Source organism: Pedobacter sp. NJ-S-72 (genome assembly GCF_053890575.1).
The window spans coordinates 3,207,624-3,231,638 of record NZ_CM132681.1 but is presented as its reverse complement, the minus strand read 5'-3'; the positions used below and the strand labels follow the sequence as shown (position 1 = coordinate 3,231,638).

The 24,015-nt window shown below is 37.8% G+C and carries 25 protein-coding genes, 1 tRNA gene and 1 pseudogene; 10 read left to right on the top strand and 17 right to left on the bottom strand.

Annotated features, from left to right (window positions below; all coding sequences use genetic code 11):
* Window positions 1–17 precede the first annotated feature (17 nt).
* Window positions 18–1,524: pseudogene (gene atpD / locus ACWYN3_RS21615) on the bottom strand (F0F1 ATP synthase subunit beta).
* A gap of 150 nt (window positions 1,525–1,674) precedes the next feature.
* Here atpD and ACWYN3_RS21610 point away from each other — a divergent pair.
* From ACWYN3_RS21610 to ACWYN3_RS21600, 3 genes are all read left to right on the top strand, one after another.
* Window positions 1,675–2,505 carry an SDR family oxidoreductase gene (locus ACWYN3_RS21610; protein WP_456216296.1) on the top strand — a complete coding sequence of 277 codons (831 nt, stop codon included), beginning with the start codon at window positions 1,675–1,677 and terminating at the stop codon, window positions 2,503–2,505.
* Window positions 2,506–2,640: 135 nt separating this feature from the next.
* Window positions 2,641–3,108, top strand: a complete 468-nt coding sequence (locus ACWYN3_RS21605) for a redoxin domain-containing protein (protein WP_456216295.1) — start codon at window positions 2,641–2,643, stop codon at window positions 3,106–3,108.
* A gap of 112 nt (window positions 3,109–3,220) precedes the next feature.
* A tRNA-Arg gene (locus tag ACWYN3_RS21600) sits at window positions 3,221–3,297 on the top strand.
* A 155-nt stretch (window positions 3,298–3,452) separates the two neighbouring features.
* Here ACWYN3_RS21600 and ACWYN3_RS21595 read toward each other — a convergent pair.
* The 3 genes from ACWYN3_RS21595 to ACWYN3_RS21585 all read right to left on the bottom strand — a co-directional run bounded on the left by ACWYN3_RS21595 (window position 3,453) and on the right by ACWYN3_RS21585 (window position 6,384).
* The gene (locus tag ACWYN3_RS21595) at window positions 3,453–4,991 is read right to left on the bottom strand and encodes a M1 family metallopeptidase (protein WP_456216294.1); all 1,539 of its coding nucleotides are present in this window, start codon (window positions 4,989–4,991) and stop codon (window positions 3,453–3,455) included.
* A gap of 135 nt (window positions 4,992–5,126) precedes the next feature.
* A complete protein-coding gene (locus tag ACWYN3_RS21590) occupies window positions 5,127–5,402 on the bottom strand; it encodes a hypothetical protein (RefSeq protein WP_456216293.1) in 276 nt (91 codons plus the stop codon).
* 10 nt (window positions 5,403–5,412) lie between these two features.
* Window positions 5,413–6,384, bottom strand: coding sequence for a multidrug effflux MFS transporter (locus tag ACWYN3_RS21585; protein ID WP_456216292.1), 972 nt, complete (start codon window positions 6,382–6,384; stop codon window positions 5,413–5,415).
* A 91-nt stretch (window positions 6,385–6,475) separates the two neighbouring features.
* Between ACWYN3_RS21585 and pdxR the strand changes: the two genes are divergently transcribed.
* The 4 genes from pdxR to ACWYN3_RS21565 all read left to right on the top strand — a co-directional run bounded on the left by pdxR (window position 6,476) and on the right by ACWYN3_RS21565 (window position 9,994).
* The gene (gene pdxR, locus ACWYN3_RS21580; protein ID WP_456216291.1) at window positions 6,476–7,960 is read left to right on the top strand and encodes a MocR-like pyridoxine biosynthesis transcription factor PdxR; all 1,485 of its coding nucleotides are present in this window, start codon (window positions 6,476–6,478) and stop codon (window positions 7,958–7,960) included.
* A gap of 168 nt (window positions 7,961–8,128) precedes the next feature.
* Window positions 8,129–8,974, top strand: a complete 846-nt coding sequence (locus ACWYN3_RS21575) for a glycoside hydrolase family 20 zincin-like fold domain-containing protein (protein WP_456216290.1) — start codon at window positions 8,129–8,131, stop codon at window positions 8,972–8,974.
* Entirely contained in the window at window positions 8,971–9,498 is a 528-nt protein-coding gene (locus ACWYN3_RS21570) for a family 20 glycosylhydrolase (protein WP_456216289.1), read from the top strand. Before ACWYN3_RS21575 ends, ACWYN3_RS21570 begins: the two co-directional genes overlap by 4 nt.
* Window positions 9,479–9,994, top strand: a complete 516-nt coding sequence (locus ACWYN3_RS21565) for a hypothetical protein (RefSeq protein ID WP_456216288.1) — start codon at window positions 9,479–9,481, stop codon at window positions 9,992–9,994. The genes ACWYN3_RS21570 and ACWYN3_RS21565 overlap by 20 nt, the downstream gene beginning before the upstream one ends.
* Window positions 9,995–10,035: 41 nt before the next feature.
* On the opposite strand, the gene ACWYN3_RS21560 is transcribed toward ACWYN3_RS21565, so the two are convergent.
* Entirely contained in the window at window positions 10,036–10,944 is a 909-nt protein-coding gene (locus tag ACWYN3_RS21560) for a transposase (protein WP_456216287.1), read from the bottom strand.
* A gap of 40 nt (window positions 10,945–10,984) precedes the next feature.
* Window positions 10,985–11,263: an ISL3 family transposase gene (locus ACWYN3_RS21555; RefSeq protein WP_456216286.1), complete on the bottom strand. Its 279-nt coding sequence runs from the start codon at window positions 11,261–11,263 to the stop codon at window positions 10,985–10,987.
* 570 nt (window positions 11,264–11,833) lie between these two features.
* Between ACWYN3_RS21555 and ACWYN3_RS21550 the strand changes: the two genes are divergently transcribed.
* The gene (locus ACWYN3_RS21550; RefSeq protein WP_456223104.1) at window positions 11,834–12,346 is read left to right on the top strand and encodes a LamG domain-containing protein; all 513 of its coding nucleotides are present in this window, start codon (window positions 11,834–11,836) and stop codon (window positions 12,344–12,346) included.
* Between the two features lie 471 nt (window positions 12,347–12,817).
* Here the strand turns inward: ACWYN3_RS21550 and ACWYN3_RS21545 are convergent, their stop codons facing one another.
* The 4 genes from ACWYN3_RS21545 to ACWYN3_RS21530 form a co-directional block, all read right to left on the bottom strand.
* Window positions 12,818–13,444: a helix-turn-helix domain-containing protein gene (locus ACWYN3_RS21545; RefSeq protein WP_456216285.1), complete on the bottom strand. Its 627-nt coding sequence runs from the start codon at window positions 13,442–13,444 to the stop codon at window positions 12,818–12,820.
* A gap of 563 nt (window positions 13,445–14,007) precedes the next feature.
* A complete protein-coding gene (locus ACWYN3_RS21540; RefSeq protein ID WP_456216284.1) occupies window positions 14,008–14,709 on the bottom strand; it encodes a LytR/AlgR family response regulator transcription factor in 702 nt (233 codons plus the stop codon).
* A complete protein-coding gene (locus ACWYN3_RS21535; RefSeq protein ID WP_456216283.1) occupies window positions 14,706–15,875 on the bottom strand; it encodes a histidine kinase in 1,170 nt (389 codons plus the stop codon). Before ACWYN3_RS21535 ends, ACWYN3_RS21540 begins: the two co-directional genes overlap by 4 nt.
* A 125-nt stretch (window positions 15,876–16,000) precedes the next feature.
* On the bottom strand, window positions 16,001–16,375 hold the full coding sequence (locus ACWYN3_RS21530) for a hypothetical protein (RefSeq protein ID WP_456216282.1): 375 nt from the start codon (window positions 16,373–16,375) through the stop codon (window positions 16,001–16,003).
* 109 nt (window positions 16,376–16,484) lie between these two features.
* On the opposite strand from ACWYN3_RS21530, the gene ACWYN3_RS21525 reads away from it, so the two are divergent.
* Window positions 16,485–18,557 (top strand): TonB-dependent receptor domain-containing protein, encoded by a 2,073-nt coding sequence (locus tag ACWYN3_RS21525; RefSeq protein ID WP_456216281.1) that lies wholly within the window; start codon window positions 16,485–16,487, stop codon window positions 18,555–18,557.
* A 14-nt stretch (window positions 18,558–18,571) separates the two neighbouring features.
* On the top strand, window positions 18,572–18,889 hold the full coding sequence (locus ACWYN3_RS21520) for an outer membrane beta-barrel protein (RefSeq protein ID WP_456216280.1): 318 nt from the start codon (window positions 18,572–18,574) through the stop codon (window positions 18,887–18,889).
* A gap of 108 nt (window positions 18,890–18,997) precedes the next feature.
* Here ACWYN3_RS21520 and ACWYN3_RS21515 read toward each other — a convergent pair whose 3' ends face one another.
* Genes ACWYN3_RS21515 through ACWYN3_RS21485 form a run of 7 tightly spaced genes read right to left on the bottom strand, consistent with a single transcriptional unit; the run spans window position 18,998 to window position 24,006 of the window.
* On the bottom strand, window positions 18,998–20,167 hold the full coding sequence (locus ACWYN3_RS21515) for a sensor histidine kinase (protein WP_456216279.1): 1,170 nt from the start codon (window positions 20,165–20,167) through the stop codon (window positions 18,998–19,000).
* Window positions 20,151–20,483: a helix-turn-helix domain-containing protein gene (locus tag ACWYN3_RS21510; RefSeq protein ID WP_456216278.1), complete on the bottom strand. Its 333-nt coding sequence runs from the start codon at window positions 20,481–20,483 to the stop codon at window positions 20,151–20,153. Before ACWYN3_RS21510 ends, ACWYN3_RS21515 begins: the two co-directional genes overlap by 17 nt.
* A complete protein-coding gene (locus ACWYN3_RS21505; RefSeq protein WP_456216277.1) occupies window positions 20,449–21,525 on the bottom strand; it encodes a sigma-54-dependent transcriptional regulator in 1,077 nt (358 codons plus the stop codon). The genes ACWYN3_RS21510 and ACWYN3_RS21505 overlap by 35 nt, the downstream gene beginning before the upstream one ends.
* Before the next feature lie 20 nt (window positions 21,526–21,545).
* Window positions 21,546–21,956, bottom strand: a complete 411-nt coding sequence (locus ACWYN3_RS21500) for an ABC transporter permease (RefSeq protein WP_456216276.1) — start codon at window positions 21,954–21,956, stop codon at window positions 21,546–21,548.
* 35 nt (window positions 21,957–21,991) lie between these two features.
* A complete protein-coding gene (locus ACWYN3_RS21495) occupies window positions 21,992–22,735 on the bottom strand; it encodes an ABC transporter permease (RefSeq protein ID WP_456216275.1) in 744 nt (247 codons plus the stop codon).
* Window positions 22,736–22,765: 30 nt separating this feature from the next.
* Window positions 22,766–23,452, bottom strand: a complete 687-nt coding sequence (locus ACWYN3_RS21490) for an ABC transporter permease (RefSeq protein ID WP_456216274.1) — start codon at window positions 23,450–23,452, stop codon at window positions 22,766–22,768.
* Window positions 23,453–23,502: 50 nt separating this feature from the next.
* Window positions 23,503–24,006 carry an ABC transporter permease gene (locus tag ACWYN3_RS21485; protein ID WP_456216273.1) on the bottom strand — a complete coding sequence of 168 codons (504 nt, stop codon included), beginning with the start codon at window positions 24,004–24,006 and terminating at the stop codon, window positions 23,503–23,505.
* Between the last annotated feature and the right edge of the window lie 9 nt (window positions 24,007–24,015).

The following is a 24,015-nucleotide window of genomic DNA, read 5'->3' as shown; positions in this document are numbered from 1 at the left end:
GAGTGTATACGCCTTAATTAAGCGTTTGCTTCAGCTAATAGTTTCTTTCCTTTTTCAATTGCATCATCGATGCCACCAACTAAGTTAAATGCAGCTTCAGGATATTCATCAACTTCACCATCCATAATCATATTAAATGCTTTGATGGTTTCTTTAATGTCAACCAATACACCTTTTAAGCCTGTAAATTGCTCAGCTACGTGGAAAGGTTGTGACAAGAAACGTTGAACACGACGTGCACGGTGAACGATTAATTTATCTTCTTCAGATAATTCGTCCATACCTAAAATCGCAATGATATCCTGTAACTCTTTGTAACGTTGTAAAATTTCTTTCACACGTTGTGCAGTGTTATAGTGCTCATCTCCTAAAATAGCTGGAGAAAGGATACGTGATGTAGAATCCAGTGGATCTACAGCAGGATAGATACCTAGCTCAGAAATTTTACGTGATAATACTGTTGTTGCATCTAAGTGGGCAAACGTTGTAGCCGGAGCCGGGTCAGTTAAATCATCCGCAGGTACATAAACAGCTTGTACGGAAGTAATTGATCCACGTTTAGTTGAAGTAATACGTTCTTGCATTAATCCCATCTCTGTTGCCAGAGTTGGTTGGTAACCTACAGCAGAAGGCATACGACCTAAAAGTGCCGATACTTCAGAACCAGCCTGAGTGAAACGGAAGATGTTATCAACGAAGAAAAGGATATCTTTTCCAGCGCCTTCTCCATCACCATCACGGAAGTATTCAGCTACAGTTAATCCTGATAAAGCTACACGGGCACGCGCTCCAGGAGGCTCGTTCATTTGACCGAACACCAATGTTGCTTTAGATTCTTTTAATTTCTCTGTATCAACTTTGCTTAAGTCCCATCCACCTTTTTCCATTGAATGAAGGAATTCGTCACCATAGTTAATTACACCAGACTCGATAAACTCACGTAAAAGGTCATTACCTTCACGAGTACGCTCACCAACACACCTGCGAATACAGATAAACCAGCATATGCTTTCGCAATGTTGTTTACCAATTCCATGATTAATACAGTTTTACCTACACCTGCACCACCAAATAATCCGATTTTACCACCTTTAACGTAAGGCTCTAATAAATCGATTACTTTGATACCTGTATAAAGTACTTCTGATTCTGTTGACAGTTCGTCGAAACGAGGAGGCGCGTTGTGAATAGATTTACCACCAGTTTTATCAACTGCGTTAATTCCATCAATAGCTTCACCTACAACATTGAATAAACGACCCTTGATTTGATCACCAATAGGCATTTTAATAGGGGAGCCAGTATCTACTGCGGCCATTCCACGTACTAAACCATCAGTCGAGTCCATTGCAATTGCACGTACACGGTCTTCACCAAGATGTTGTTGAACTTCTAAAACGATCTTCTGTCCGTTTTCTTTTTCAATCTCTAATGCAGAGAAAATTTGAGGTAAATGAGCATCGTCAGCAAAACTCACGTTACTACCGGTCCTATAATCTGCGCTATTTTTCCAATGTTAGGCATATATTGTTTTTGGTAAAATTATAAATATCAAATTGTTAAAGGCCGTTTTAAAGGCTTCAATTCGGTTTGCAAAGCTAAGGATTTTCGATATAATTTTTGTATATAAATAAAAAGTTTTTCCACAGTTTTTTTATCGATAATTTAGTAGCCATGAAAACAGTATTAGTTACGGGCAGCAACGGGCTTCTCGGACAGAAAATTACCGCCTCAATATTGTCAGGAAAACAGTTTAATCTGGTGGCAACATCTAAAGGTGAAAATCGTTTTAAAAGCACTCAGGGCTATGAATATGCCGAAATGGATATACTTGATCCTGTGAATGTGAGGGAGGTATTGGGGCAATATAAACCAGATGCGATTGTGCATACTGCGGCATTAACAAATGTTGATAAATGTGAGACAGAAAAAGAGCTGGCGCATGCACTTAATGTTGAAGCAGTGAAAACACTGGTTACTATCTGCGAAGAATACAACATACAGTTTGTGCATTTATCTACTGATTTTATTTTTGATGGTGCAAATGGCCCTTATGATGAGCTGGGTATACCCAATCCTTTAAGTTATTATGGGAAAACCAAATTCGAGGCTGAGGAAATCATTAAGAGTTCTAGTTGTAAATGGGCTATATTGCGTACTATTATTGTATATGGAATTATCAGTGATGAAAGCAGGAGTAATATTGTTTTATGGGCTAAGGGAGCGCTGGAGAATGGAACACCTATTAATGTGGTCAATGATCAATGGCGGATGCCTACTTTAGCAGAGGATCTTGCAGATGCCTGTCTTGCAGTTATAGAGAAGGATGCGCATGGTGTATTCAATGTTTCCGGTAAGGATATGATGAGCATTTCTGAATTGGTTTTCCGGGTTGCAGATTTCTGGCACCTGGATAAAGGGCTGATTACTGAAATAAGTGCAGCTTCACTTAATCAGGCAGCAAAACGTCCGGTCAGGCTGGTTTTATCCTGGATAAGACTATAAAGGAACTTGGTTACGCACCGCGGAGTTTTGAGCAGGGACTTGCTTTGCTGGATCAGCAATTAAAAGAAAGAGATCAGCTGAATAAATAGGCTGGCTAAAAGAATATTGTAACACAAACAATTAATATATATTATAATGGGATTAAAAATAGGCGACAAGGCTCCGGATTTTAAATTATTCAGCTCAGATTTAAAAGAAACATCATTAGCTGATTTCAAAGGAAAGAAATTAGTATTACAGTTTTTTCCAATGGCTTTTACAGGTACATGCACAACTCAGCTATGTACCATGAGAGATAGCTTTGGTTTTTACCAGGGAATGAATGCTGAAGTATTAGGTATTTCTGTGGATTCACCTTTTACATTGGCCAAATTTAAAGAAGAACAGTTCTATCAGTTCCCTTTATTATCGGATTTCAATAAAGAAACGTCTACAGCGTACCAGTCGATTTATGAAGAATTCGTGTATAATTTGAAGGGCGTATCAAAAAGAGCTGCGTTTGTGATCGATGAAGAAGGAAAAAAAATTATTTATGCTGAAGTTTTAGAATCGGCGGGTGATCTTCCTGATTTCGACGCAATTAAGAAAGTTGTAGAAGGGTAGCAGGTAGAAGAGGCTAGATTTATTTGAATATTTATTTGAAAAAAGTTTTGAAATTCAAATAGAAATACTACTTTTGCAATCCCAAAGCGATAAGATATCGACAGACGGAAACGCATTTGTAGCTCAATTGGATAGAGCATCTCACTACGGATGAGAAGGTTTGGGGTTCGAATCCCTACAAGTGCACCAAACGAGGTGACAGATTTAAAAATCTGTCACCTTTTTTTGTTTTAACGGGGCTACAATTTTTACATATTTAAGGAATATCACTTACTCTAAATGAACACCAATATAATAATTGGCTGTATCAATAACCAGATTTTCTTTTTTAATTCCTTCAATATTTACTGGGGTAAATTTATCTGAGGGGGAATGATGAACTGATACTTTCCACCTCTTGATTTGATGAGTACAGGCATAGTAAAGTCTTTTGCATTAGCAATCCAGCGGGAATTTAGTTTTTCGTTTATAGTTAAAAAGTCAAGAACGGGTAGTTTTTTGCAGCGTAAATACTGATCAAAAACGGAACTTAGATTTTTACCGGATTTGTTACTGATATAGTTTGTGACTTGATCGTAGGTAACTGCTTTATGATAAAACTCCTGATTTAATCCATGTAATATACTTATCCACTTTTTCTCATCATTGATGATTGTTCTGATTGTATTTAAGAGGATTGCTCCTTTAGAATACATATCTCCGGACCCCATTCGGTTTACTTCATATGGTCCGACAATCGATGCATCATTAGATATTCCATTACGTAAACGGTTAATATAATCCTGACCAGCTTTCTTTCCGTATAAGTATTCTACGAATAACGATTGAGCATAAGTTGCGAAAGCTTCGTGTATCCATAAATCTCCCAGATCCTGAGCGGTTATGCTGTTACCAAACCATTCATGTGCACTCTCATGAATGATTGTAAAATCCCAGCTTGGTCCTCCAATTATCCCGAACAGGTCATTTTTAAGCATTCCTGCAACAGAATAAGCACCATAGGCTATAGCACTTTGATGTTCCATAGCAGGATAAGGGGTTTCTACCAGTTTATATCCATCCTTATAAAATGGATAAGGGCCAAACCAATGTTCGTATGCATTGAGCATTGGTTCAACATTCTTTTTAAAGTCTATTTTGCTTTTTGCCAGGTTGCAGGGCAATACCCAGTAATCTAGTGTAAGCTTGCCTTTCCTGCCATTATAGTTATCACTAAAGTGCGTATAATTTGCAATGTTAACGGCTACGTTATAATTATTAATAGGGCTACCAACAAACCAGTCATACCTGGTATAACCATTTTTTAGAGCTGTTATTTTGCGGAGCCGACCATTTGATACATCTTTTAATTGATTAGGTACACTGATACTGATAAGCATGCTGTCTACTTTATCTGAAAGGTGATCTTTATTTGGCCACCAGATGCTGGCCCCAGTACTTTCACAGGCTGTAGCTACAAATGGTTTGCCGAATAGATCTGAGCCAAATACAACTCCACCATCTCTGGGTGCTTTTTTTGCAATCGTTGGGTAACCGGAATAGAAAACAGTAAATTCATCCTTAGTTCCATTCTTAAGAGAAGTCGGGAAGGAAACAAATACCGCATTGGCTTCACGAGTGAACTGTAGATTTTTTCCGTGGTATAATATCTTCTCTATGGTGAGGTTAGCAAAAAGATCAAATTGTATTTTTGTAGATTCCTGCATCACAGTAAACTTAAATTGGTTACTTCCAGTGATGAATTTTTTATCAATATCAAACTTAACATCTAAATGGTAAAAATTAATATCATAACAGGAGCGCAGAGGCGATAATGTTCCACGTAATGTGTCCGCATGTGTAAAATCATTAATTATTTTAGATGATTGAGCATTAGTAATCATTGATTTTGTTACGAAAAATATAATCAATGGTATAAGGAGGTGTAGTTTCATATTACTTTGTATTGCTCTTTAAGCTATAATGAGTATTTATTATTAAAGTAATTTATGTTAATAAAACTATAGTAATGCGGATAATTATAATAAATTTTCACCTTTTATATTACCAATAATAGAAGTTTTGTGATTGAAGAGCTTGAGATCTCTCTCCTGGTTTGATTTTAAGGGATTTTTGTGTCTCAAACACAAATAAGCCACTATAGCACAAAACCACATCATCAAAATCATTGGATATGCTGTCTGATTATAAAATAAACCCAGGGCAGAAGTAATCAAAAAAGCAGACAGATAACTCATTGCACCTACCAGTGCAGAAGCAGATCCGCTAAATGAAGGAATGGCTCCAATATACAAGGAAGTTGTATTAGGCAGAATCAAACCAAGCATAGACATAAATATAAAAATCAAAGCCAGCAGAATCAGGAACGGTCCGTAAGTATAGTGCGATGACCATCATTAAGCCTGTGATCAATTGGCAGGTGATTGCAAATTTCGCGATTTTTTGAACCTCAAAATGTTTAAGCAGTTTCGTGTTGAGTATTCCCGTCGTGATAATGCCTAAAGCCAGACCTGAAAACACAAAACCAAACTGCTTTTCACTTAAACCATAAATCTGTATCAATACAAATGGGGAAGCCGTCACAAATGAAAATGCTGCACTATTGCTAATGGCTCTCACTAAAGCGTAATTCACAAAGGCTGGATGTTTTATACAATAGCTATAGTTTTTCAACAGGATAGAAAGGTGTAGCTTTTTATCATTTGTTGCAGATTTTCCTGCTGGCAGCACTGTTAAACATCCTGCTAAACCCACTCCTGAAACAATTGCCATAATCACGAACAGGTACTTCCAGGTAGTTTCTCCGGCTAACATGCCTCCGGCCATTGGTGATAATATTGGAGATACGCCCATTATTATCTGTAAAATGGAGAATGCATGTGCTGCATTTTTATCCTTATAAATATCACTTACCAATGCCCGGCAAATTACCTGACATGCGCTTCCTGCAAGGCCCTGAGTAAATCTCAGCATCAGAAATAAGGGGAAAGAACTAGTCAGTATGCAGCAAATGCTACAAATGATATATACTGCTAACCCTATTCTCAAAGGTGTTTTTCTTCCCCATACATCAGACATGGGCCCGATAAATAATTGCCCTATTGACATCCCGAAAAGGAATACGGTTACTGTGGCTTCGATCTGCACAATTGGTACATTAAAATAGCCGGCCATTACACCAAATGCCGGTAAATAGATATCAATAGAGATAGAGCCTATTGCTGTTAAAATGCCTAAGGTTAAAGTGATCAGTAAAGGTTGAGCCTTAATTTTCATTTGAGTATTAAAAGGTTTTATTAGCTGTAAAACTAATTTTATATTGGCTCCTGTAAAAGTGCCAATTAGTGAAAAATTAATAGTACCAATTATGAGAAGTCTATCACCCGATATCTTATTAACCTTTATACGTCTGAATCGTCAGGCTAAAATGCCGCTCTATATACAGTTGTATCAGCAAATTAAAGATGGGGTATTTGACGGCTTGCTGAAACATGGTGATCGTATGCCTTCTACAAGAAGTCTCAGCCAGGAACTGAGTGTTTCCCGCAATTGCGTTTTACTGGCTTTTGAACAACTGACCTTAGAAGGTTTTCTAACATCCAAAGTAGGGGCAGGTACTTATGTTTGTGAACAGCTTAATGAATTGAAAGCCACCACAAAGAAATTGGAAAGTACAATAGGAAAATTGGCTGAGGATGATAAAACTCCTGTAGTAGTGCCCTTATATTCAAAATTTGTTGCTAAGCATACCGGGCAAGAATCTCTAGTCCCTTTTCAGCCTTCTGTACCATCCTTCGCTGATTTTCCTTTTAGGGTCTGGGCAAAAATAGCTGCTTCAGTTTACAAAAATATTCATCAGTTGCATTTAGGATATGATAGTGCTCAGGGGTACTTACCTCTAAGACAGGCATTGACAGATTATTTGAGAATAAACCGTTCTATCAATTGTTCTGCGGAACAGATCGTTATTGTTAACGGTTCAAGTCAGGCACTAAATCTGATTTCTGAACTGTTATTAAAAAAGGGTGATCTATGCTGGATGGAAGACCCGGGTTACCTGTGGGCCAAATCAGCTTTCTCCAGGTTCGGGGGGGAGATATGTCCTGTACCTATTACTTCTTCCGGATTGGACCTGGACTATGCAGTCAGGAAATTTCCGGGAGCCAAACTTGCATATGTCACTCCCTCACATCAGTATCCTTTGGGAGAGACCATGCCACTAGCTGAAAGAATCAAGTTATTAAAAATTGCTTCTCAGCAAAATATATGGGTCATTGAAGACGATTATGAGAGTGAGTTCAGATATGTCGGCAGACCAATACCCGCATTGAAAGGATTGGATAGCTTTGGAAAAGTTATTTTCCTGGGAAACGTCAATAAAAGTCTGTTTCCTGCTTTAAGGATAGGGTATATTGTATTGCCCTCGGTGGTAATGGCGAAACAGATTGCAATGATCAAAGCAATTACAGATCGTCAGAGTCCTGTGATAGACCAGGCGATTCTAACAAATTTCATAATGGAAGGGCACTTTTTGCGTCATTTGCGCAGGATGAAACTAGTTTACAAAAAAGCACAGCAAGAACTTATCAGTTTGCTCTATCAATATTTTGGACTGGATATACGTATTTCCGCAGCAGATGCAGGTATGCACCTTGTTGTTTGGTTTTTAAAAGACGAGGTGACAAAGGATATCACTCATCAGGCGAAAGAATATGGAATGAACTTATATGCTATTGATGAGTTAGCAATAAAATTTAAACATCCTGCTGCTTTAATGATGGGATTCACCGGTTTTAAAAAGGAGATGATGGAACAGGCTGTGATCAATTTGAAGAAGATATTGAGCACTTAATTTTGTGATACAGCTATGCTTTTTTCAATTACATTAATAGTTCTAGTTTTATTAATTTTATTTTTTATAATTGCCTTATCACTTAGGCAGTTTGTCTATTCAGAGAGATTTTAACAGGAGTCGTTATAAGGAAGAACCTGATTTCTGTTTAATCGTTTTATTTAACTTATGAAAAAAATCTTACTATTAATTAGCGTGGTGGTTTTTGTCCCGCACTTTCTGTTTGCTCAAAATAGCGGACATATTGCACCGTCTGTTACTGGTGTTCCTGAAATCAAGCAGGGTGATACCAAAATCACTTTTCCGGCAAACCCGGATGGTTATCATCTCCTGTTTAAAGGGAGTGATCGTAGTCCTGTTGTTGATAGTACTGGCAAAATTATCAGCCCGCTGGTTACGAAGAAAGTAAATTTATACTTTCAGCTGGTAAACAATACAACAGATACCATCAGATTCGATGTTGTAAAACAAGTCGTTATTCCGGGTAAATATCAGAACAATGCGGGCAATCAGCAGCCTTTTGTGATTCCTTCTTTAAGTGAATGGCATGGTGGTAATGGAGATTTTCAGTTAAAAGCGACAACACGTATAGTTGTTAATACAGCTGATCAAAATATACTGCAAAAAGCTGCGGTTATTTTGCAAAGTGAGTTAAGTGAAAAGGGATTTAAGCTAAAAGTCCTGACTGGGAAACCACAAAAAGGGGACATCTTTCTGACACTGGACAAGGCCGACGGCTCTATTGGAGAAGAAGGGTATTATTTAGCGGTTACTGATTTTGTGAAAATCAGTGCGCTGAAGTATCAGGGGTTATTCTGGGGTACACGTACTTTACTACAGTTAGTTGAGCAAAATAAAACTATCCCTCAGGGAATAGCTCGTGATTACCCTGAATTTAAGGTGCGTGGTTTTGTATTGGACGATGGCCGGAAATTTTTTAGTCTTCAATTTCTGAAAGATTACGTGAAATTTATGTCCTATTATAAAATGAATAATTTTCAGATTCATTTTTGAATGATAATGGATTCAAAAAGTATTTCAATAACGACTGGAACAGTACCTATTCGGCATTTCGTTTAGAAAATGCAACTTATCCGGGGCTTACTGCCAAAGATGGTTCTTATACCAAACAGGAATTCATCGCATTACAACAGCTGGCAGACGATTATGGTGTACAAATCATTCCTGAAATAGATGTACCTGCCCATGCACTTGCTTTTACTAAGGTAGTCCCTGAAATTGGGAGTAAGTTATATGGAATGGATCATCTGGACTTGAAAAACCCATTGACTTACCAGGTAGTTGAAAATGTATTTAAAGAATATTTATCTGGTGAACACCCGGTGTTTACTGGTAAAGTAGTTCATATTGGTACTGATGAATATGATAAGAAAGATGCAGAGGCTTTTCGTGCATTTACAGATCATTTCATTAAATATGCACAAGGTTTTGGAAAAGAAGTGCGGGTCTGGGGAGCGTTAACACATGCTCAGGGTAAAACACCGGTCACAGTAAAGAATGAATGTTACGATGAATAGCTGGTATAATGGTTATGCTAATCCCCTTGAGATGAAAAAGCTGGGTTATAAACAAATCAGCACTCCTGATGGATGGCTTTATATTGTGCCTGCGGCGGGTTATTATTATGATTATCTGAATATCAGGAATATCTACAGCAGCTGGACACCCTTACTAATCGGCGATGTACAATTTCCTGCCGGAGATCCAAGTATTATAGGTGGCTCATTTGCAGCCTGGAATGATATTGTTGGGAATGGAATTACGGAAAAAGACGTGCACGATCGTGTATTTCCTGCTATGCAGGTACTCTCCGAAAAAATGTGGGTTGGTAATGATACGCTTCGAAAGTTTGATGACTTTGATTTATTGAGAAAAAATATCGGAGAAGGACCTTTGCTGAATATTTCGGGAAAAATAGGTAAAACAAGTGCAGAGGCAATTGCCACCTTTAGTTTTGATCAAAATGATAAGAATATTCAGTTGAAACAAGCTGTTTATGCCCAAAGGGTATAAAGGAAGAGCATTATCTTGGTTCTTCGCCAATTTTGATGCAATCATCCCATTACTGAAAGACAAACCTTTCGTCTAAGCAACTGAAATCCGCATCTACCATACATCTCACGTTTTTTGTTTTTCAACCTATTTACACATCCTTCAACTAACCCGTTAGTCCAGTTGTACATGATGGCATTTTTCACAGCCAGAATGTCTTTCTTTAATCCATTACAAAAGCGGTCAATTTTTTTCCGGCTCATTGATTGGACATCTTTTATCCACAGGTCCAATTGTTCGGGGCATCCTCCTTTCAAAACTTTCCTAAAGTCGATGTAAGCCCTTCTTAGGCTAGCTAGAATAGGAACTTTATTTAGTAGTCCGTCAACAATTTCCTTTTCCTTTGAGCATTCACCCGTCTCTTTTGAAACACCATAGTCTGGATTCATCACAAATATCGATAGCTTTTTTAAAGGAGGAATATAGTTGATCCAAATACTTGGTTGTTCATTTTTCAATGGTTGAGGACATATCCTGCTCCATTTGTGCTGATAATCAGGAAAATTTATTGTAAACCATCTGGTAAAAGAGCGCTCACAACAATTTAAGCCCAGATCCTTAAGCGACTTAAACATGGCTGTAGGATTGATTTCCAAATGAACCATGTGGTTGATTTGGCTCATATACTTATTGTAATTAATACGCGTTTCCCTTTGGATCGATGGTATTGATGATGTCAAATACTTTTTCACCGTACGCCAGTTCATTTGCGTTCTCCGGGCAATGTCACTTAGGTTATGTCCATCTTTTTTCAACTTTGCCATTAACTGAAACTTCTCCCGTCTTTCAGTCATATATGAAGAAATACTAGGCTTACTTACGGAATTTACGTCACTACTGGCATTCACACCTGCTGTATTGGACGACATTGTCTCTGCATCAGGGGAAAGATTTTTTGCAATCTGCTTCAAATGGCCGTATTCGAGTCTGATTTCTTCAAGGATAACATCACTAAAGATTCTTCACTAAGTGAAATCTATCAGCGATTTGTTTTGCTGCAGGTATTGATTTTGTTATTGCACTCGCATAAGATGTCGCCCTATCCCTGGTTACATATTTAACCTCTTGATGAGATGAGAACCAATCTATAACATCATTTGAATCCCTACTATTTAGAAGATCAATGGTGCGGCCAGTTTCTGCATTAACGAGGATCGATCCATAGTTCATTCCTTTTCGTTTTGCCCAATCATCTATGCCTACACACAACAGACTATCATGTAGTGGCATATTCATAGACTTAATTAACCTCAGGCAAGTATTATTACTGACGGGAATCTGCATCAGTTTAGAAAAGTAAGCGCCCTTGTTGGAAGATATTTCAATAAGGACCTGCCTTAAATACCCTGTAGCCCTCTCGGTCCGTCTGGAATAAGGTGTGGTGATATCGTTGCACTGTTCTGAAAATATCAACTTAAGGCATTTAAAGTTTTTACAAGCGAAGCGGCGTATCGTATCTTAAGTAAGATAAAGACCTTTTTACCTACCATAGGAAGGTCTATTAAGGTTCTGAAATAAAATGAGCGGACAGTATGACTATTCTTAAAGCACGTGGGACATTGGGCCCGCTTTCCCGGTCTTTGGACAAAGAGCCGAATTATCGAATCTTGTATTTCTGACCGGTATATTTTGATCTTCCAGTCAGCATAAAATAAAGCTGCAAGATTTTGGTTGAGTGTATGAGATAAAATCAAGGTTAAAGTGTCTGTTATTCAGTACTTTAAGATACAGAAAAATAACTTACAAAACAAGGGAAAACTGCTTTAAAAATACTGATTTACAGATATTTATGAATAAAAACTGAATCCCGGAAATTGCATCAAAATTGGCGAAGAACCATTATCTTTTTTTTCCGGAATATATAGTGCCGCTCAACTTCCTTACTCCGAAATTGGGTATGATTATACCATTTCATTCTGGATAAATCCTGCTGATCACAATTCAGATAATGCAGTCCTCTTCAGTTCTCCTAATTCAGTGGTCAAATTAAAACAAGGGATTCATGGGAAACTGGGTTTTTCCAGAGAAGGTTATGATTTTGACTTTGATTACGCTGTGCCTGAAAATACCTGGACTCATTTAGTTATTGCGGGTACAAATAAAGGAACGAGCCTGTATGTAAACGGAAAATTACAAAAGAAACTATACGATAACTGGATTCAGTTTACAGATGAAGACAAAACAAAGATGCGTAAAGTGGAAACCTTGTTTTTTCCATTACAAACTATTGGCGGATTTAAAGGGAAAATTGATGAGCTGAACATTTTTAATAGGGTATTGTCGGATCAGGAGATAGAACTATTGCGAAAGTAGAGAGCATAAATTTTTTGATTAAAGCAGGTACCCCAGATGGGGTACCTGCTTTTTTTATGGCCAATTTTTTGGCCCTGAATTTTCGGAAGAATAATTTACCTACGGTTCGGCGTTAAACAAGGGTTTGAAAAGGGGTTGAAAACCCTGTTGAAAGGACGTTGAGAGGGGGGTTGGAAGGACGTTGGAAGGACCTTGCAATGACCCTGGTCCTTCCAACCCCCTTCCAATGCCCTTTCATTGCCCTTTTAATACGGTTTTCAACCTTAATTCTTCCTTATTTCTTTCCTGCCAGAAACCAAATAATTATTGTGATAAATCAGAGGAATTAAAAAACATCATTAAATTTTATCTGGCATTAAGAACGGTCTGTGTTTTTTGTGAATAACCATTAGGAAACAAAGTGCGCGGATCGCCCCAACTTATAAGATGGGCCCGATTATTATAGAGAAGAAAGTGGCAGTGATCAGTTTACTATGGCAAACAAATGTTTTGCTGCTTGATATACTCAGAGGGAGAAATTCCGATGTGTTTTTTGAAATTCCTGTTAAAAGAAGTTTTGGAATTAAAACCGCATTCAAATGCCAGTGACAATAGGGTGAATTTCTGATTTTCGGGGCTTGATACAATTTTTTTAAACTCCTCAATTCTTTGTGCGTTGACATAATCATAGAAGTTTTTTTGCTCAACAGAATTGATGACCTGGGATAAAGAATTCGCATGAATATTTAGCTCTTTTGATAACTGCACAAGCGTAAGCTCAGGGTCAGTATAACGTTTTTCTCTCTGCATTAAGGAGTTAAGCTCCTGATGTATTTTATCTATTGTATCATCGCTCATGCCAGATTTTGAGTATTTACTTTTTTCATTTACAACAGCGGTTTCTGTATGTAGAATGATTGTTTCTGTCTTGGGCAAGCCGTCAATGACCAGATCATTATCTTCATATCTGCTTGTGAAAATGCCTACTTGTTTAATCCCGAAATACCCAACAAAAAGCACAAAAAGTACTACAGCTGCGAAAATATATTCATTTGTCCCAAATATGACAACAATCCAGATGATACTTACTCCGGCTATCAGGTACATTAACCAGGACAAGTTTATCTTTTCTATGTTTGAGAAATTATCACCGATACGCTTTTTATGCTGGTATACTTTTGATAATGAAAGCGTTACGTATGCAATTCCTGAGCAGTTGACAATGATCGATATCCATAACGCTAGAGTTTCAAAACCTAAACCATTGTGCTGATAAACAAATATTTTTTCCCGGTAACTGGCAATGAATAAAACCGAATCAAAAAGAAGTAAACAATTACAGCAGGTAAGAAATGCAGAATGCGATATTTTTTACGATTGGTTTGATTGGTTAGTGTAGAGGAATAAAGATATAACAGTGGGCCATGTACTAAAGGAAAAGGGATTTCCAGACCTAACAAATAAGGGAAGTCTATGTATTTTCCTGTGAAGACTAAATAAAATAAGGTGATATGAACCCCTAAACATATCAGCCAAATGGCTAATATATGATCAGCTTCGCTTTTATTTCGTTTGCTTACCAGAATTATGGCAAGGAAAAATGTAATGATGATGCCAGTCAGGTATAACATGTTGTGAAGTTAAAACTTATATTTCTGAAAAGAATGACGAAGCCGGCAGACTTAAATCATCTTCTTTTTTAACTCTTTATACCTTGATCTGCCAATAGGCAGTATTTCACCGTTCTTAAGTAAAAGGCTATAGCTGCTCCCGGGGCGTATGATGATTTTCTCTGCCTGATCTAAGGAAATCAGATACGATTTATGGATACGCTCAAATGAGTCGGGCAGTAATTGTTCCAGCATCTCGAGTGACTTGTCGTGTAATTCTTGTTTGCCATTTTGTAAAAACAGCTCACTATAAATTCCCGCCCCTTTGATATAAAGAACATCTTTAATGTCTATCATACGTGTATTACCTGCTTTTTTGACGGCCAGGTATTTCATCGTGTTTTCTATGGTTTTCCCGCTGGCAGTAATTCTTCTGAAAGCCATGGACAGCCTTGTCTGATCAAAAGGTTTGGGAACGAAATCAAGCACTCCATAAGTAAAAGCAATGATCGCTTTATCTGTATAGGCAGAAACAATGATGGTATGAAATGATCCGGCTACCATCGACCCTAATATGTCAAAGCCATTTTCTCCATTTAAATTCAGATCTAATAGTAAAATATCAATCGTATGATTTTCTATGTATGCCAAACCTTTTTGCAGGGAATCGCAAATTGCAAGTGTTGCTATATTCTGTTCAAAGAAATGACGGGTCATCCGCTCGATTCTTTTGGCTATCCTTGCCTCATCTTCAATTATTAATATGCGCATCATTTGTCGTAAATCTGAATCGTGGTTAACCAGCCGCCGGGAACTGCTTCTGAAATAAATTTCCAGCGATCACCATAACTTTCTGTCAAACGGGCTTGAATATAGCGGAAACCAGTTCCCCCTTCTCTTTTTTTTGATCCCTGCCGGTTTAGTGCTTTAGTCTCAAATGTATATTGTTTGTAGTTATTTGTGCGTAAATAACTCAATTGGAAAGAAATAAGGCTCTCTGTAATTGGAATACCATGGGTTATTCCGTTTTCAAGAATTGTATGCATCAGTGCGGGAGGAATAATATATTCTGTTTCATCGATTCCGGATTCCTGCCACTCATAATGTATTTCTTTCCGAAACTGCATCACTGTAAGGTGAGTTTTGCAAAGCTCGATTTCTTGTCTTATAGGGATTAATGCAGCTTCGGAAATGGAATTCATAATATCAAACTCATCTGCCAGTGCCTGGATGAATTCGGCACCCTGTTTTGGAGATTCTTCTACCCAGTCTATTAGCGAAGTCAGTGTATTCCTGAGAAAGTGAGGCTGAATATTCTTTTTAATTAGTTCTAGTTGTAATCTGGAAGACAGGAGTAAGGAAGATTGATGTTCATCTTCTATTATTCTGGCCCGTATAGTATGCAGGTAAAGCATACATAAAATGATCAGCGTAAAGCTGATGAATAGACCAAAGTCGTATTCCAGAAAATGATTGACTATTGCACTTGCCAGTAAACCAGTAAGTACGATGAGTCCGCCTTTTTCTTTCCTGAAGATGGCATCCACTACAACAATGACCGATGTAAACCACATCGCTCTGCTATACAATATAGCTGTCAGATCAAAATGTTGATAGTTTAAACTATAAATAGCAATCAAAATAATGAATAAGGTGATCAATAGTATCTTTTTTCTGTTGAAATGGAACTGTATGCTAAAATACAAAGGTACCAGCATGGCGAGGGCGAAAGTGAGCCAGCCAATAATTTCCAGTCGTATAAAAAAATGGGTATACGGTATCACAATATAGAATTTAATGTATTCTGCAATTAGCAAAGCGAAAAAGAGCGAACAAATGATTGCAAAAACCAGGATGCTGTATTCTTTACGTCTGCTATTGAGGTACATGAAAAAATAGTAAACTGCGGCAATCAGGAAAGCTCCTGCCATCAGGTTCATCAGTGACGAGATAATCAGTGGGTTTCTTAACAGATCTGTATATTGATTTAATTCTATCCCTACTGGACGTTTAACTTTATTTAAATAGGATTGTGAAGTGCGCAGGGCTAATATATGCCTGCCTGTTAAGCTAACGAATCGGGTATCTGATAATAACCTGAGGTATACCCAGCTACTTCCGGTATATCCTTTTGCGTGATCTGACCATTATGTCCAAGCAGTATCCCATCCCAATAGACTTCGAAAGCGCCGAAGGCTTGAAGATGTAATCCCATTGAACTAGCAGAGGTCTTTATTAATTTCACCGGTGAGCGTGACCAGAAAATTCTTTGAGCTGTGTTTCCTCTTTCAGTAAGCCATCCGCTATCATTGAAATTCTTTTCTGCCCAGAGTTTATTATCGCCTGTCTGATATACAGTGGGGTATTCTTTATATACCACGGCCTGTTTACAGGATGATTGCAAGAGTAAAATTGTAAAGAAAATTAAGAGACGCTGCATAAGGTAAAGTTAGGGGTAAGATAAACCAAAAAAGAGCATTTCAAAAGGAGATAGAGCAGTTGACATATTTTTCCCTTGTTTAATTGTTCCGGCAGATTACTCTTGTGCTATGAAACGACGACTCTTAATTATTTTTATAGCAGTATTTTACTGTTCTGGTATTTTAGCACAGCAATCAAGTTCTCCCGATCTGAATAAGAAAACAGTTTATGGCATTGTTCAGGAGCAGCCAGCTAAAATACCTGTTGTTTATGCTACCGTAAGTATAAAAGACGAGTCTTTGAGATTGATTGCTGCGGGGATCACAGACGAAAAAGGAGCATTCAGGCTAAATGATATTCCGGTAGGTAATCTGACTATTGAATTTCGTATGATGGGATATCAAACTATAACAAAGCCTTTACTGATCACTGCCGCTGTAAATCATATCAATGCAGGAACGATATTTTTGAATCCTGATTCAAGGTTGTTAAAAGAAATTGCTGTGACCAGCGATAAACCGGCAATCAGTTTAAAACTGGACAAAAAAGTATTCGAAACAGGAAAAGATATATTATCACAGACCGGAACGGCAGTTGAACTTTTGAATGGTGTACCTGCGGTTAGTGTAGGGCCTTCAGGAACCGTAAGTCTGAGAGGAAGCAGTAATGTGCTGGTATTGATTAATGGCCGCCGCTCAGGGCTTACACAGGGAAATGCTTTGGAACAAATACCAGCTGATCAGGTAGAACGTGTGGAAGTGATCACTAATCCTTCTTCGAGATACGATGCTGCGGGTTCGTCAGGAATAATTAATATCATTTTGAAGAAAAATAAAAAGGGGGGATTTAATGGTCAGCTCAGATTGGTTGGTGGTATCCCGAATGAAACAAGGATTACACCAAGTCTGAATTATAAATCTGATAAACTGAACGTATTTTCGACTTTTGGAATCAGGTTATCCGATTATGTCGGGTTATATACAACTAAACAGTCTGTTTCCAGCGAAGGAAATACTGCTTTTCTGAATCAGCGGCAGGATGAAAACCGGCACGATGATGGAAAGTTATTATACTTCGGTGCGGATTATCTGATCAATGATCAGCAGACTGTTACGCTTGCCTTTCTGAAAAATTCGACACATGACCATGATAAAACGGCTATAAATTATAACTATTCGAGTAAAAATGGTGCGGACAGCAGTTTGTTGCGTAATGGGGAATCATGGGAAAGACGAAGTTATAACCAGTTGGAGTTCAATTATACCCGTAAGTTCAAACAGCCGGGTAAAAAATATACTATTGATATACAGTATGATTTCTGGAACAGTGATAAAGACTGGAACCTGGGTACAAAGAAGCTGTTGCCAGTAATTGAATCTTTGCCAGCTATACGAACCAGTTCTATTGGGACAAGTAAAGATTTTATGGCGCAAACAGATTTAGTTCAACCTTTGGATAGCAATACTACACTTGAATTCGGACTGAAAGCGGAAAACCGACGGGTGACTAGTGAATTCAGGGCTGAACAGCAAATAGGAGCGGGGTGGAATATCATTGATAATATCAATAATCAACTAAACTATAATGAATTGATCGGAGGGGCTTATGCACAGCTGGGTAGTAAAATAGGTAAGCTAGCTTATCATCAGTTGGGTTTACGTACAGAGCTAACCAGAGTCAGGGTTGAAGACATAACCGGTACTTATAACAATAATAAGAATTATGTTCGTTTATTCCCTACGCTTAGCCTGACTTATCAATTAGCTAAAGGTGGTGCTGTACAGGGAAGTTACAGTAAGCGGATTAATAGGCCTTCACTGAATCTTTTATATCCTTTTAATGAACTGACAGACTTTAATGCACAGTTTATTGGTAATCCGGAGCTAAATCCATCTTATGCGGATGTTTTTGAACTGGGTTTTTTGCAACGCTGGAATACTTTTACTTTTAATCCATCGGTATATTATCAAAATAACAGCGGGACTATTCAAAATTATACTTTCAGAAATCAGAATGGGATATTTATTACTACTCCTGTTAATATTGACAGGGAAATACGAAAGGGAGTAGAACTTTCTGTCTTATATAATCCACTACAATGGTTACAACTTAGTACTGAACTCAATGCCTACAGTTTTAAACAAGAAGTTGTCAAACATATAATTTTAATTATACTGGCAATGTATTCACCAGCCGTTTAAGTACACAGATTAAATTGAAGAATAAGTTCAGTTTACAGTGCCGCTATAATTTCACCGGTGCGCAAAGTAATGCACAAAGCTATTCAGCGGCAATGCATGATATTGATCTTGGTGCAAGTAAGAATCTGCTGAAAGATAAAGCAACGCTATTATTTGATATTGCAAATGCCTTTAACCTTCGTAAATACCGGACAACGATAACTGGAAATGATTATGTACTTGCAAAGACTAATATTCCCAATGCGGCACGTTACCGCTTAACTTTTGTATACCGGCTCAATCTCAAAGAAAATCAGGCGGTCAGACAGGCTAAAAGCGGTAACAGGAATTAAACAGACTTCCTTAAGACCGGAAAAGAATCACGAAGTCGGTTTGACCAGGTTGTACTGTTTTTAAAGAAAACTCATACCCATGATTCAAAAGTATTTCTCTGACCATGGTCAGGCGATACCCTGCCCATCTTTCTTTGTGCTAAAGAAGGGACTAAAAAGCTGTTCATTCATTTCGGCAGAAATCCCTTCTCCGTTGTCAGATATGATCATTTTTTGTTCAACTTCATCCAATGTGAATTTGATCAGTCCGTCTTTATCTATCGCTTCAATTGCATTTTTGATCAGGTTAATCAATACCTGCTCCATTTGTTGTACATCGGCAGAAATATAAAAAGGCTGTTCAGGGAAACTATACTCGAACTGAACTCCTTTTTCTTCTGCTTTAATCTGCATAAATGAGGCTACCGAACGAATTAAAGAAACTGCATCAGTACGCTGCTTATTAACGGCTGAGAGTTTAACCAGATCTGCGAAATTCCTCATGAAAATATTCAGGTTCTGATTTCTTTCTATAGCGATCTGTAAAGCATTTTTTAATGGGGTTTTATCCACTGATTGCCATAAATTTTCAGTTTCCAATGCCAGGTTCATGATCGAGTTTACCGGGCCAATTGTATTGTTAACTTCATGTGCCATCATACGGATCACCTTATCATAAACATTCTTCTCCGCATCAAAAATTTCTACGGTAACTTCTTCTATTAAGATGAAAAAACGGGCAAAACCTCTGTCGATAAAATGGGACTTCTGAACTTTATAAGTACTTAATCCACCAATTCTGATCAGCTTTGATTCACCGGGCTTTAATTGATGAAGATCGTTGAGGAACAGTTCAGGATTGGTCTTAAGGATATCTGTAGCTTTAGGATTGATTTGTTTAATCTGATGATCATAATCCAGGATAATAATTCCCGTAGGCGAGGTCTGGATTAACTTTTCCAGGAAAAAATGCTGTTCTTCCTGCTTGATCCGTTCAGCTCTCAGCTCATCCATCATTTGATTGTAAACCGCTATGAGTTCATCCATTTCCTGTTTCCCGGTCGGTAAAAACTTGACATTAAAATCCCTGTCTCTAATCGCGTTAATACCTTCTTTCAGGTAAGTGAGCGGTTGTATGAGTTGCCGGTATAAATTCAGAGAAATGACAATAGATATAATGATCAGTACCTCAGCGGCCATGAAGATCAATTTATTGTTTTCAAAAATGAGATAAGTTAACACCAGGCAAACCAGGTGCAGTATAACTACAAACAGGATAAATTTAATCTTCAGTCTCATTAAATGGAATTTGGTATTTGTCCAGTCTGCGGTACAGTGAATTTCTTGTAATCCCTAAAGATGCTGCTGCTTTGGTAATTTTATTTTGATGAAAGCTCATCGCCCTTTTTACCATTTCAACTTCCATTTGTTCAAGGGTAATAGTGCCCACACCCGGCAGCTGTAAATTTTCCTTTCTGGATGCGGAAATGTCAAGCTGTGATTTGAAATCATCAATTCCCAGCTCATCCTGATGACTCACCAGGATAGAGCGTTCGACCAGGTTTTTCAACTGCCTGATATTACCATGAAGTGGTAATTGCTGCAACCACTTCATGGCTGTAGCAGAAAACCGATAATAAAGGACGGTTGTAAATCTCTTTTAAATTGTTAATAAAGAAATTGACCAACAGAGGAATATCACCTGGGCGTTCTCTTAATGCAGGCAGGTGTACAGTAATCAGGTTAATCCGGTAGAGTAAATCTTCTCTGAAAAGACCTGAACTTACCATTTCATTTAAATTTTTATTGGTGGCACAAACTATCCGGATATCGACCGTTTTAGTACGGCTGCTCCCTAAAACTTCGTAGGTTCTGTCTTGCAGTACGCGCAAAAGCTTCACCTGACTTCCCGCTTCCAGGTCGCCTATTTCGTCCAGAAAAACAGTCCCTTTACTGGCCATTTCAAAACGGCCTGTCCGGTCATACCTGGCATCTGTAAAAGCACCACGTATATGACCGAACATTTCACTTTCAAATAATGAAGAAGAAATGCCTCCCAGGTTGACTTTAATAAATGGTTTACCACTTCGTAAACTATTTTCATGGATGGCTTCGGCAATCAGCTCTTTTCCTGTACCACTTTCGCCCATGATCAGTATAGATGCATCGGTACCAGCGACTCTTCCAATAGTCTCCAGAATAGTCAGCATACTGGCATCTTCACCAATTATCTGTTTGAAGTTGTATTGCTTATCCAGCTGTTTACGGCTGCGGTTTTCTGATTTTTTGACATTAAGATCCAATAATGTTTTAACGGACTGTAAAACATGATCGTTGTTCCATGGTTTATTGATAAAATCATTAGCTCCTGATTTCATACCCTGTACGGCTAATTCAATACTTGCCCAGCCAGTAATTAAAATTACCGGAAGGGATGGGGCTACCTCCCTGATATGTCTCAGTAAACTCATTCCTTCTTTCCCTGATGTATCAATAGAGAAATTCAGATCAAGAATAATGAGATCGGGAATACGATCATTGATCATCCTTTTTGCTTCTGCAGGATTATCTGTCGCAGTAACCTCGTGGCCAGTACTATTTAATAATAACAATAAGGAAGTTCTTACCGCTATATCATCATCAATAATCAGGATCATCTAACAAAGTTATAATTTAATTATTCTTCATGTAACGCGACAGCCGGATGAATTGCAGCAGCTTGTTTACCCGGGTAAAGTGAACATAAAAATACAAGCAGGTAAATAAAAATCACAGCTAATAAAATTGCGATTAAATAAGCACTTGCTGGTATATCGAATACATGGAGCAAAGGAAATTGGATGGCGAACAAAAAACCTATGGTTAAGGACATGGTAGCCAGGATCAGTGATTCATAAACGAGCTGATAAGAGACAGATTTACCACTTGCGCCAATCGCCCTGCGCAATCCGATTTCTCCTCTTCGCTTATTGATATTATACCATAAAACACCGAATAAGCCCAATGCCACATTAATAATCAGGAAACCGGCCACAATGATGAAAATGACCATTGGGATGATAGTAGATTTATTTTTTGACTTGCGCATATCAGTAAGGTGTACTATTTCTAGATTAGAATTCTTTAGGGTAGGGTATTAGATAATATTTTATAGAGATGGCTTTCAAATGCAGCATCAGCATCCGGACTGACTTTAATCACAACATTACGTATCCAGCGATAAGCTGAAGTATCTATTTTACTATAGATCGCTGTTCCTGAAGGATAGAAATCGCCATTGGCTTTCATATCTGCAACCACACCAATGATTCTCCATTTTACTTTTTCTTTATCATCACCTATCAATTTTCCGATTACAGGCCCTTTCCCGAATATTTCTTCTCTAAAACTTTGATTAATCACCTTTGGGATATCTTTACCAGCTATGTCCTGCTGATTATACCATCTTCCCTCCACTACTTTCAAATTCCATAAATCTTTGTACTCATTTTCTGCTCTGTAGTCGTTTATCCGGTCATACTTTTTTCCATTATTCGTTATGGCTGTTGAAGAACTGCTATTCGCATAAGGAATATTACTTCCTGTGAAACTAACCTTTTCGATTTGTGGTAGCGATTTTAGGGTTTGACGTACATGATCAAAATACTGAGACAATGAATCTATGTCTTTGATCTTTGTGGAGTTTGTGAAATTAACTGACCATACTTTTTCATAGTCAAAACCTAAAGGTTTTTTGTAATTCTGAAAATAATAGACCAGAAAGGAAAATACAGCGAAGATGACCATAAAGGATAAAAGGAGTTCGGACAGGAATAAGAAATTCTGTTTTCTCTTATTCCAGATTAATATAAATAGATGCTTCAGCATAATGATTTCATTTAAAATGAGAATGTTACATTAATTGGCCTTTAAGGCTGTTACTACATTTAATTTTGACATCCGCCATGCGGGATATACCCCGGAAAGTAACCCGAAAAATACGCAGGCTATTAAAGCATAACTTAATACTGCGAAATTTAAGGAAAGATCCAGGTTAGGGATCAGGTTGAGTGTATTGATGAAATAGATGAGCAGAATTGAGAGTAGTACACCGATTGCGCCACCAATAAATGTCAAAATGATGTTTTCTACAATAAACTGGTACACTAATGTTCTGGATGAAGCACCAAAGGCTTTTCTTACGCCAATTTCTGAAGACCTTTCCATAATCCGGGTAATATTGATATTCACCAGGTTAATGGTAGGCAGCAGTAAAAACAGGAAAGCAAGGAGACTCATGATTGAAATCAGTTTAATTACTCCAGAGTCACCATCATCTTTACCGGCAATCTCTCTTGCGAAACTTTCGAAATAACCGTCTGCTGCACAGTGAAACTGATCAAATTCTTTATTATTGATTGGAACTTTAGTGATCATCTGGTCAAATTCCTGTTTCATTTTTGGTACATCTGCGACTGATTTAGCCAGTAATATAGCGGTGTATTCACCCATTAATCCGACTTCTTTATAGTTTACTTTTGATACAGTATAAGGCAGGTACATATCCCCATAAATATAGGGCATAGTCAGGGGTACATTCTTCACAACACCTATAACTTTATAATTTACATTATCGGCCTCTATATATTTGCCAACTACGAATTAGCATCGCCAAAATAGGCTTTCTTTGTGTCTTCAGATATTACCGCGACGTGTGCTGCCTGATCGATCTGTTGTTTATTATAGGGCTTGCCCTCCAGGAACTGGTAGTCAAGGATATTCCAGAAATCGGCATTTGTATATTTATATTCTATAACTACTTTTTTATTATTTACATAAGTGTTGGTAGATTTTGACAAAGAAGAGATTGCTATTTTTGCAGGTGTTTTAAGTGTTGAAACGTAATGGTCCAGTAAGTAGAATGATGGAGCAGTTCTATTGACCCAGCCTTCTTTCGAGTTTTTTAGCAATACCCTGGTTACATACAGAGACCTGTCCCGCCTGGTATCCGGGTAATTGGTGCTGAAAATTTTGTCCAGAAATGCGGTGGTCACCATCAAAATGGTGAGTGTAAAACTAATACCAAACAGGCTGATAAAAGTGAAGAACTTCCTGCGTTTTAGTACTGCTATGGCTATTTTGAAGTAGTTTTTTAACATAATCTCTGA

What these genes read in the sequence shown, in the direction of transcription:
- ACWYN3_RS21540 (WP_456216284.1), bottom strand. Translation starts at nt 14,709, where the DNA reads ATGATGCGCATATTAATAATTGAAGATGAGGCAAGGATAGCCAAAAGA.
- ACWYN3_RS21610 (WP_456216296.1), top strand. Translation starts at nt 1,675, where the DNA reads ATGAAAACAGTATTAGTTACGGGCAGCAACGGGCTTCTCGGACAGAAA.
- ACWYN3_RS21565 (WP_456216288.1), top strand. Translation starts at nt 9,479, where the DNA reads ATGAATGTTACGATGAATAGCTGGTATAATGGTTATGCTAATCCCCTT.
- ACWYN3_RS21495 (WP_456216275.1), bottom strand. Translation starts at nt 22,735, where the DNA reads ATGCTGAAGCATCTATTTATATTAATCTGGAATAAGAGAAAACAGAAT.
- ACWYN3_RS21485 (WP_456216273.1), bottom strand. Translation starts at nt 24,006, where the DNA reads ATGTTAAAAAACTACTTCAAAATAGCCATAGCAGTACTAAAACGCAGG.
- ACWYN3_RS21585 (WP_456216292.1), bottom strand. Translation starts at nt 6,384, where the DNA reads ATGAAAATTAAGGCTCAACCTTTACTGATCACTTTAACCTTAGGCATT.
- ACWYN3_RS21575 (WP_456216290.1), top strand. Translation starts at nt 8,129, where the DNA reads ATGAAAAAAATCTTACTATTAATTAGCGTGGTGGTTTTTGTCCCGCAC.
- ACWYN3_RS21515 (WP_456216279.1), bottom strand. Translation starts at nt 20,167, where the DNA reads ATGAGACTGAAGATTAAATTTATCCTGTTTGTAGTTATACTGCACCTG.
- pdxR (WP_456216291.1), top strand. Translation starts at nt 6,476, where the DNA reads ATGAGAAGTCTATCACCCGATATCTTATTAACCTTTATACGTCTGAAT.
- ACWYN3_RS21510 (WP_456216278.1), bottom strand. Translation starts at nt 20,483, where the DNA reads ATGAAGTGGTTGCAGCAATTACCACTTCATGGTAATATCAGGCAGTTG.
- ACWYN3_RS21530 (WP_456216282.1), bottom strand. Translation starts at nt 16,375, where the DNA reads ATGCAGCGTCTCTTAATTTTCTTTACAATTTTACTCTTGCAATCATCC.
- ACWYN3_RS21555 (WP_456216286.1), bottom strand. Translation starts at nt 11,263, where the DNA reads ATGCCACTACATGATAGTCTGTTGTGTGTAGGCATAGATGATTGGGCA.
- ACWYN3_RS21605 (WP_456216295.1), top strand. Translation starts at nt 2,641, where the DNA reads ATGGGATTAAAAATAGGCGACAAGGCTCCGGATTTTAAATTATTCAGC.
- ACWYN3_RS21595 (WP_456216294.1), bottom strand. Translation starts at nt 4,991, where the DNA reads ATGATTACTAATGCTCAATCATCTAAAATAATTAATGATTTTACACAT.
- ACWYN3_RS21505 (WP_456216277.1), bottom strand. Translation starts at nt 21,525, where the DNA reads ATGATCCTGATTATTGATGATGATATAGCGGTAAGAACTTCCTTATTG.
- ACWYN3_RS21525 (WP_456216281.1), top strand. Translation starts at nt 16,485, where the DNA reads ATGAAACGACGACTCTTAATTATTTTTATAGCAGTATTTTACTGTTCT.
- ACWYN3_RS21535 (WP_456216283.1), bottom strand. Translation starts at nt 15,875, where the DNA reads ATGAACCTGATGGCAGGAGCTTTCCTGATTGCCGCAGTTTACTATTTT.
- ACWYN3_RS21500 (WP_456216276.1), bottom strand. Translation starts at nt 21,956, where the DNA reads ATGCGCAAGTCAAAAAATAAATCTACTATCATCCCAATGGTCATTTTC.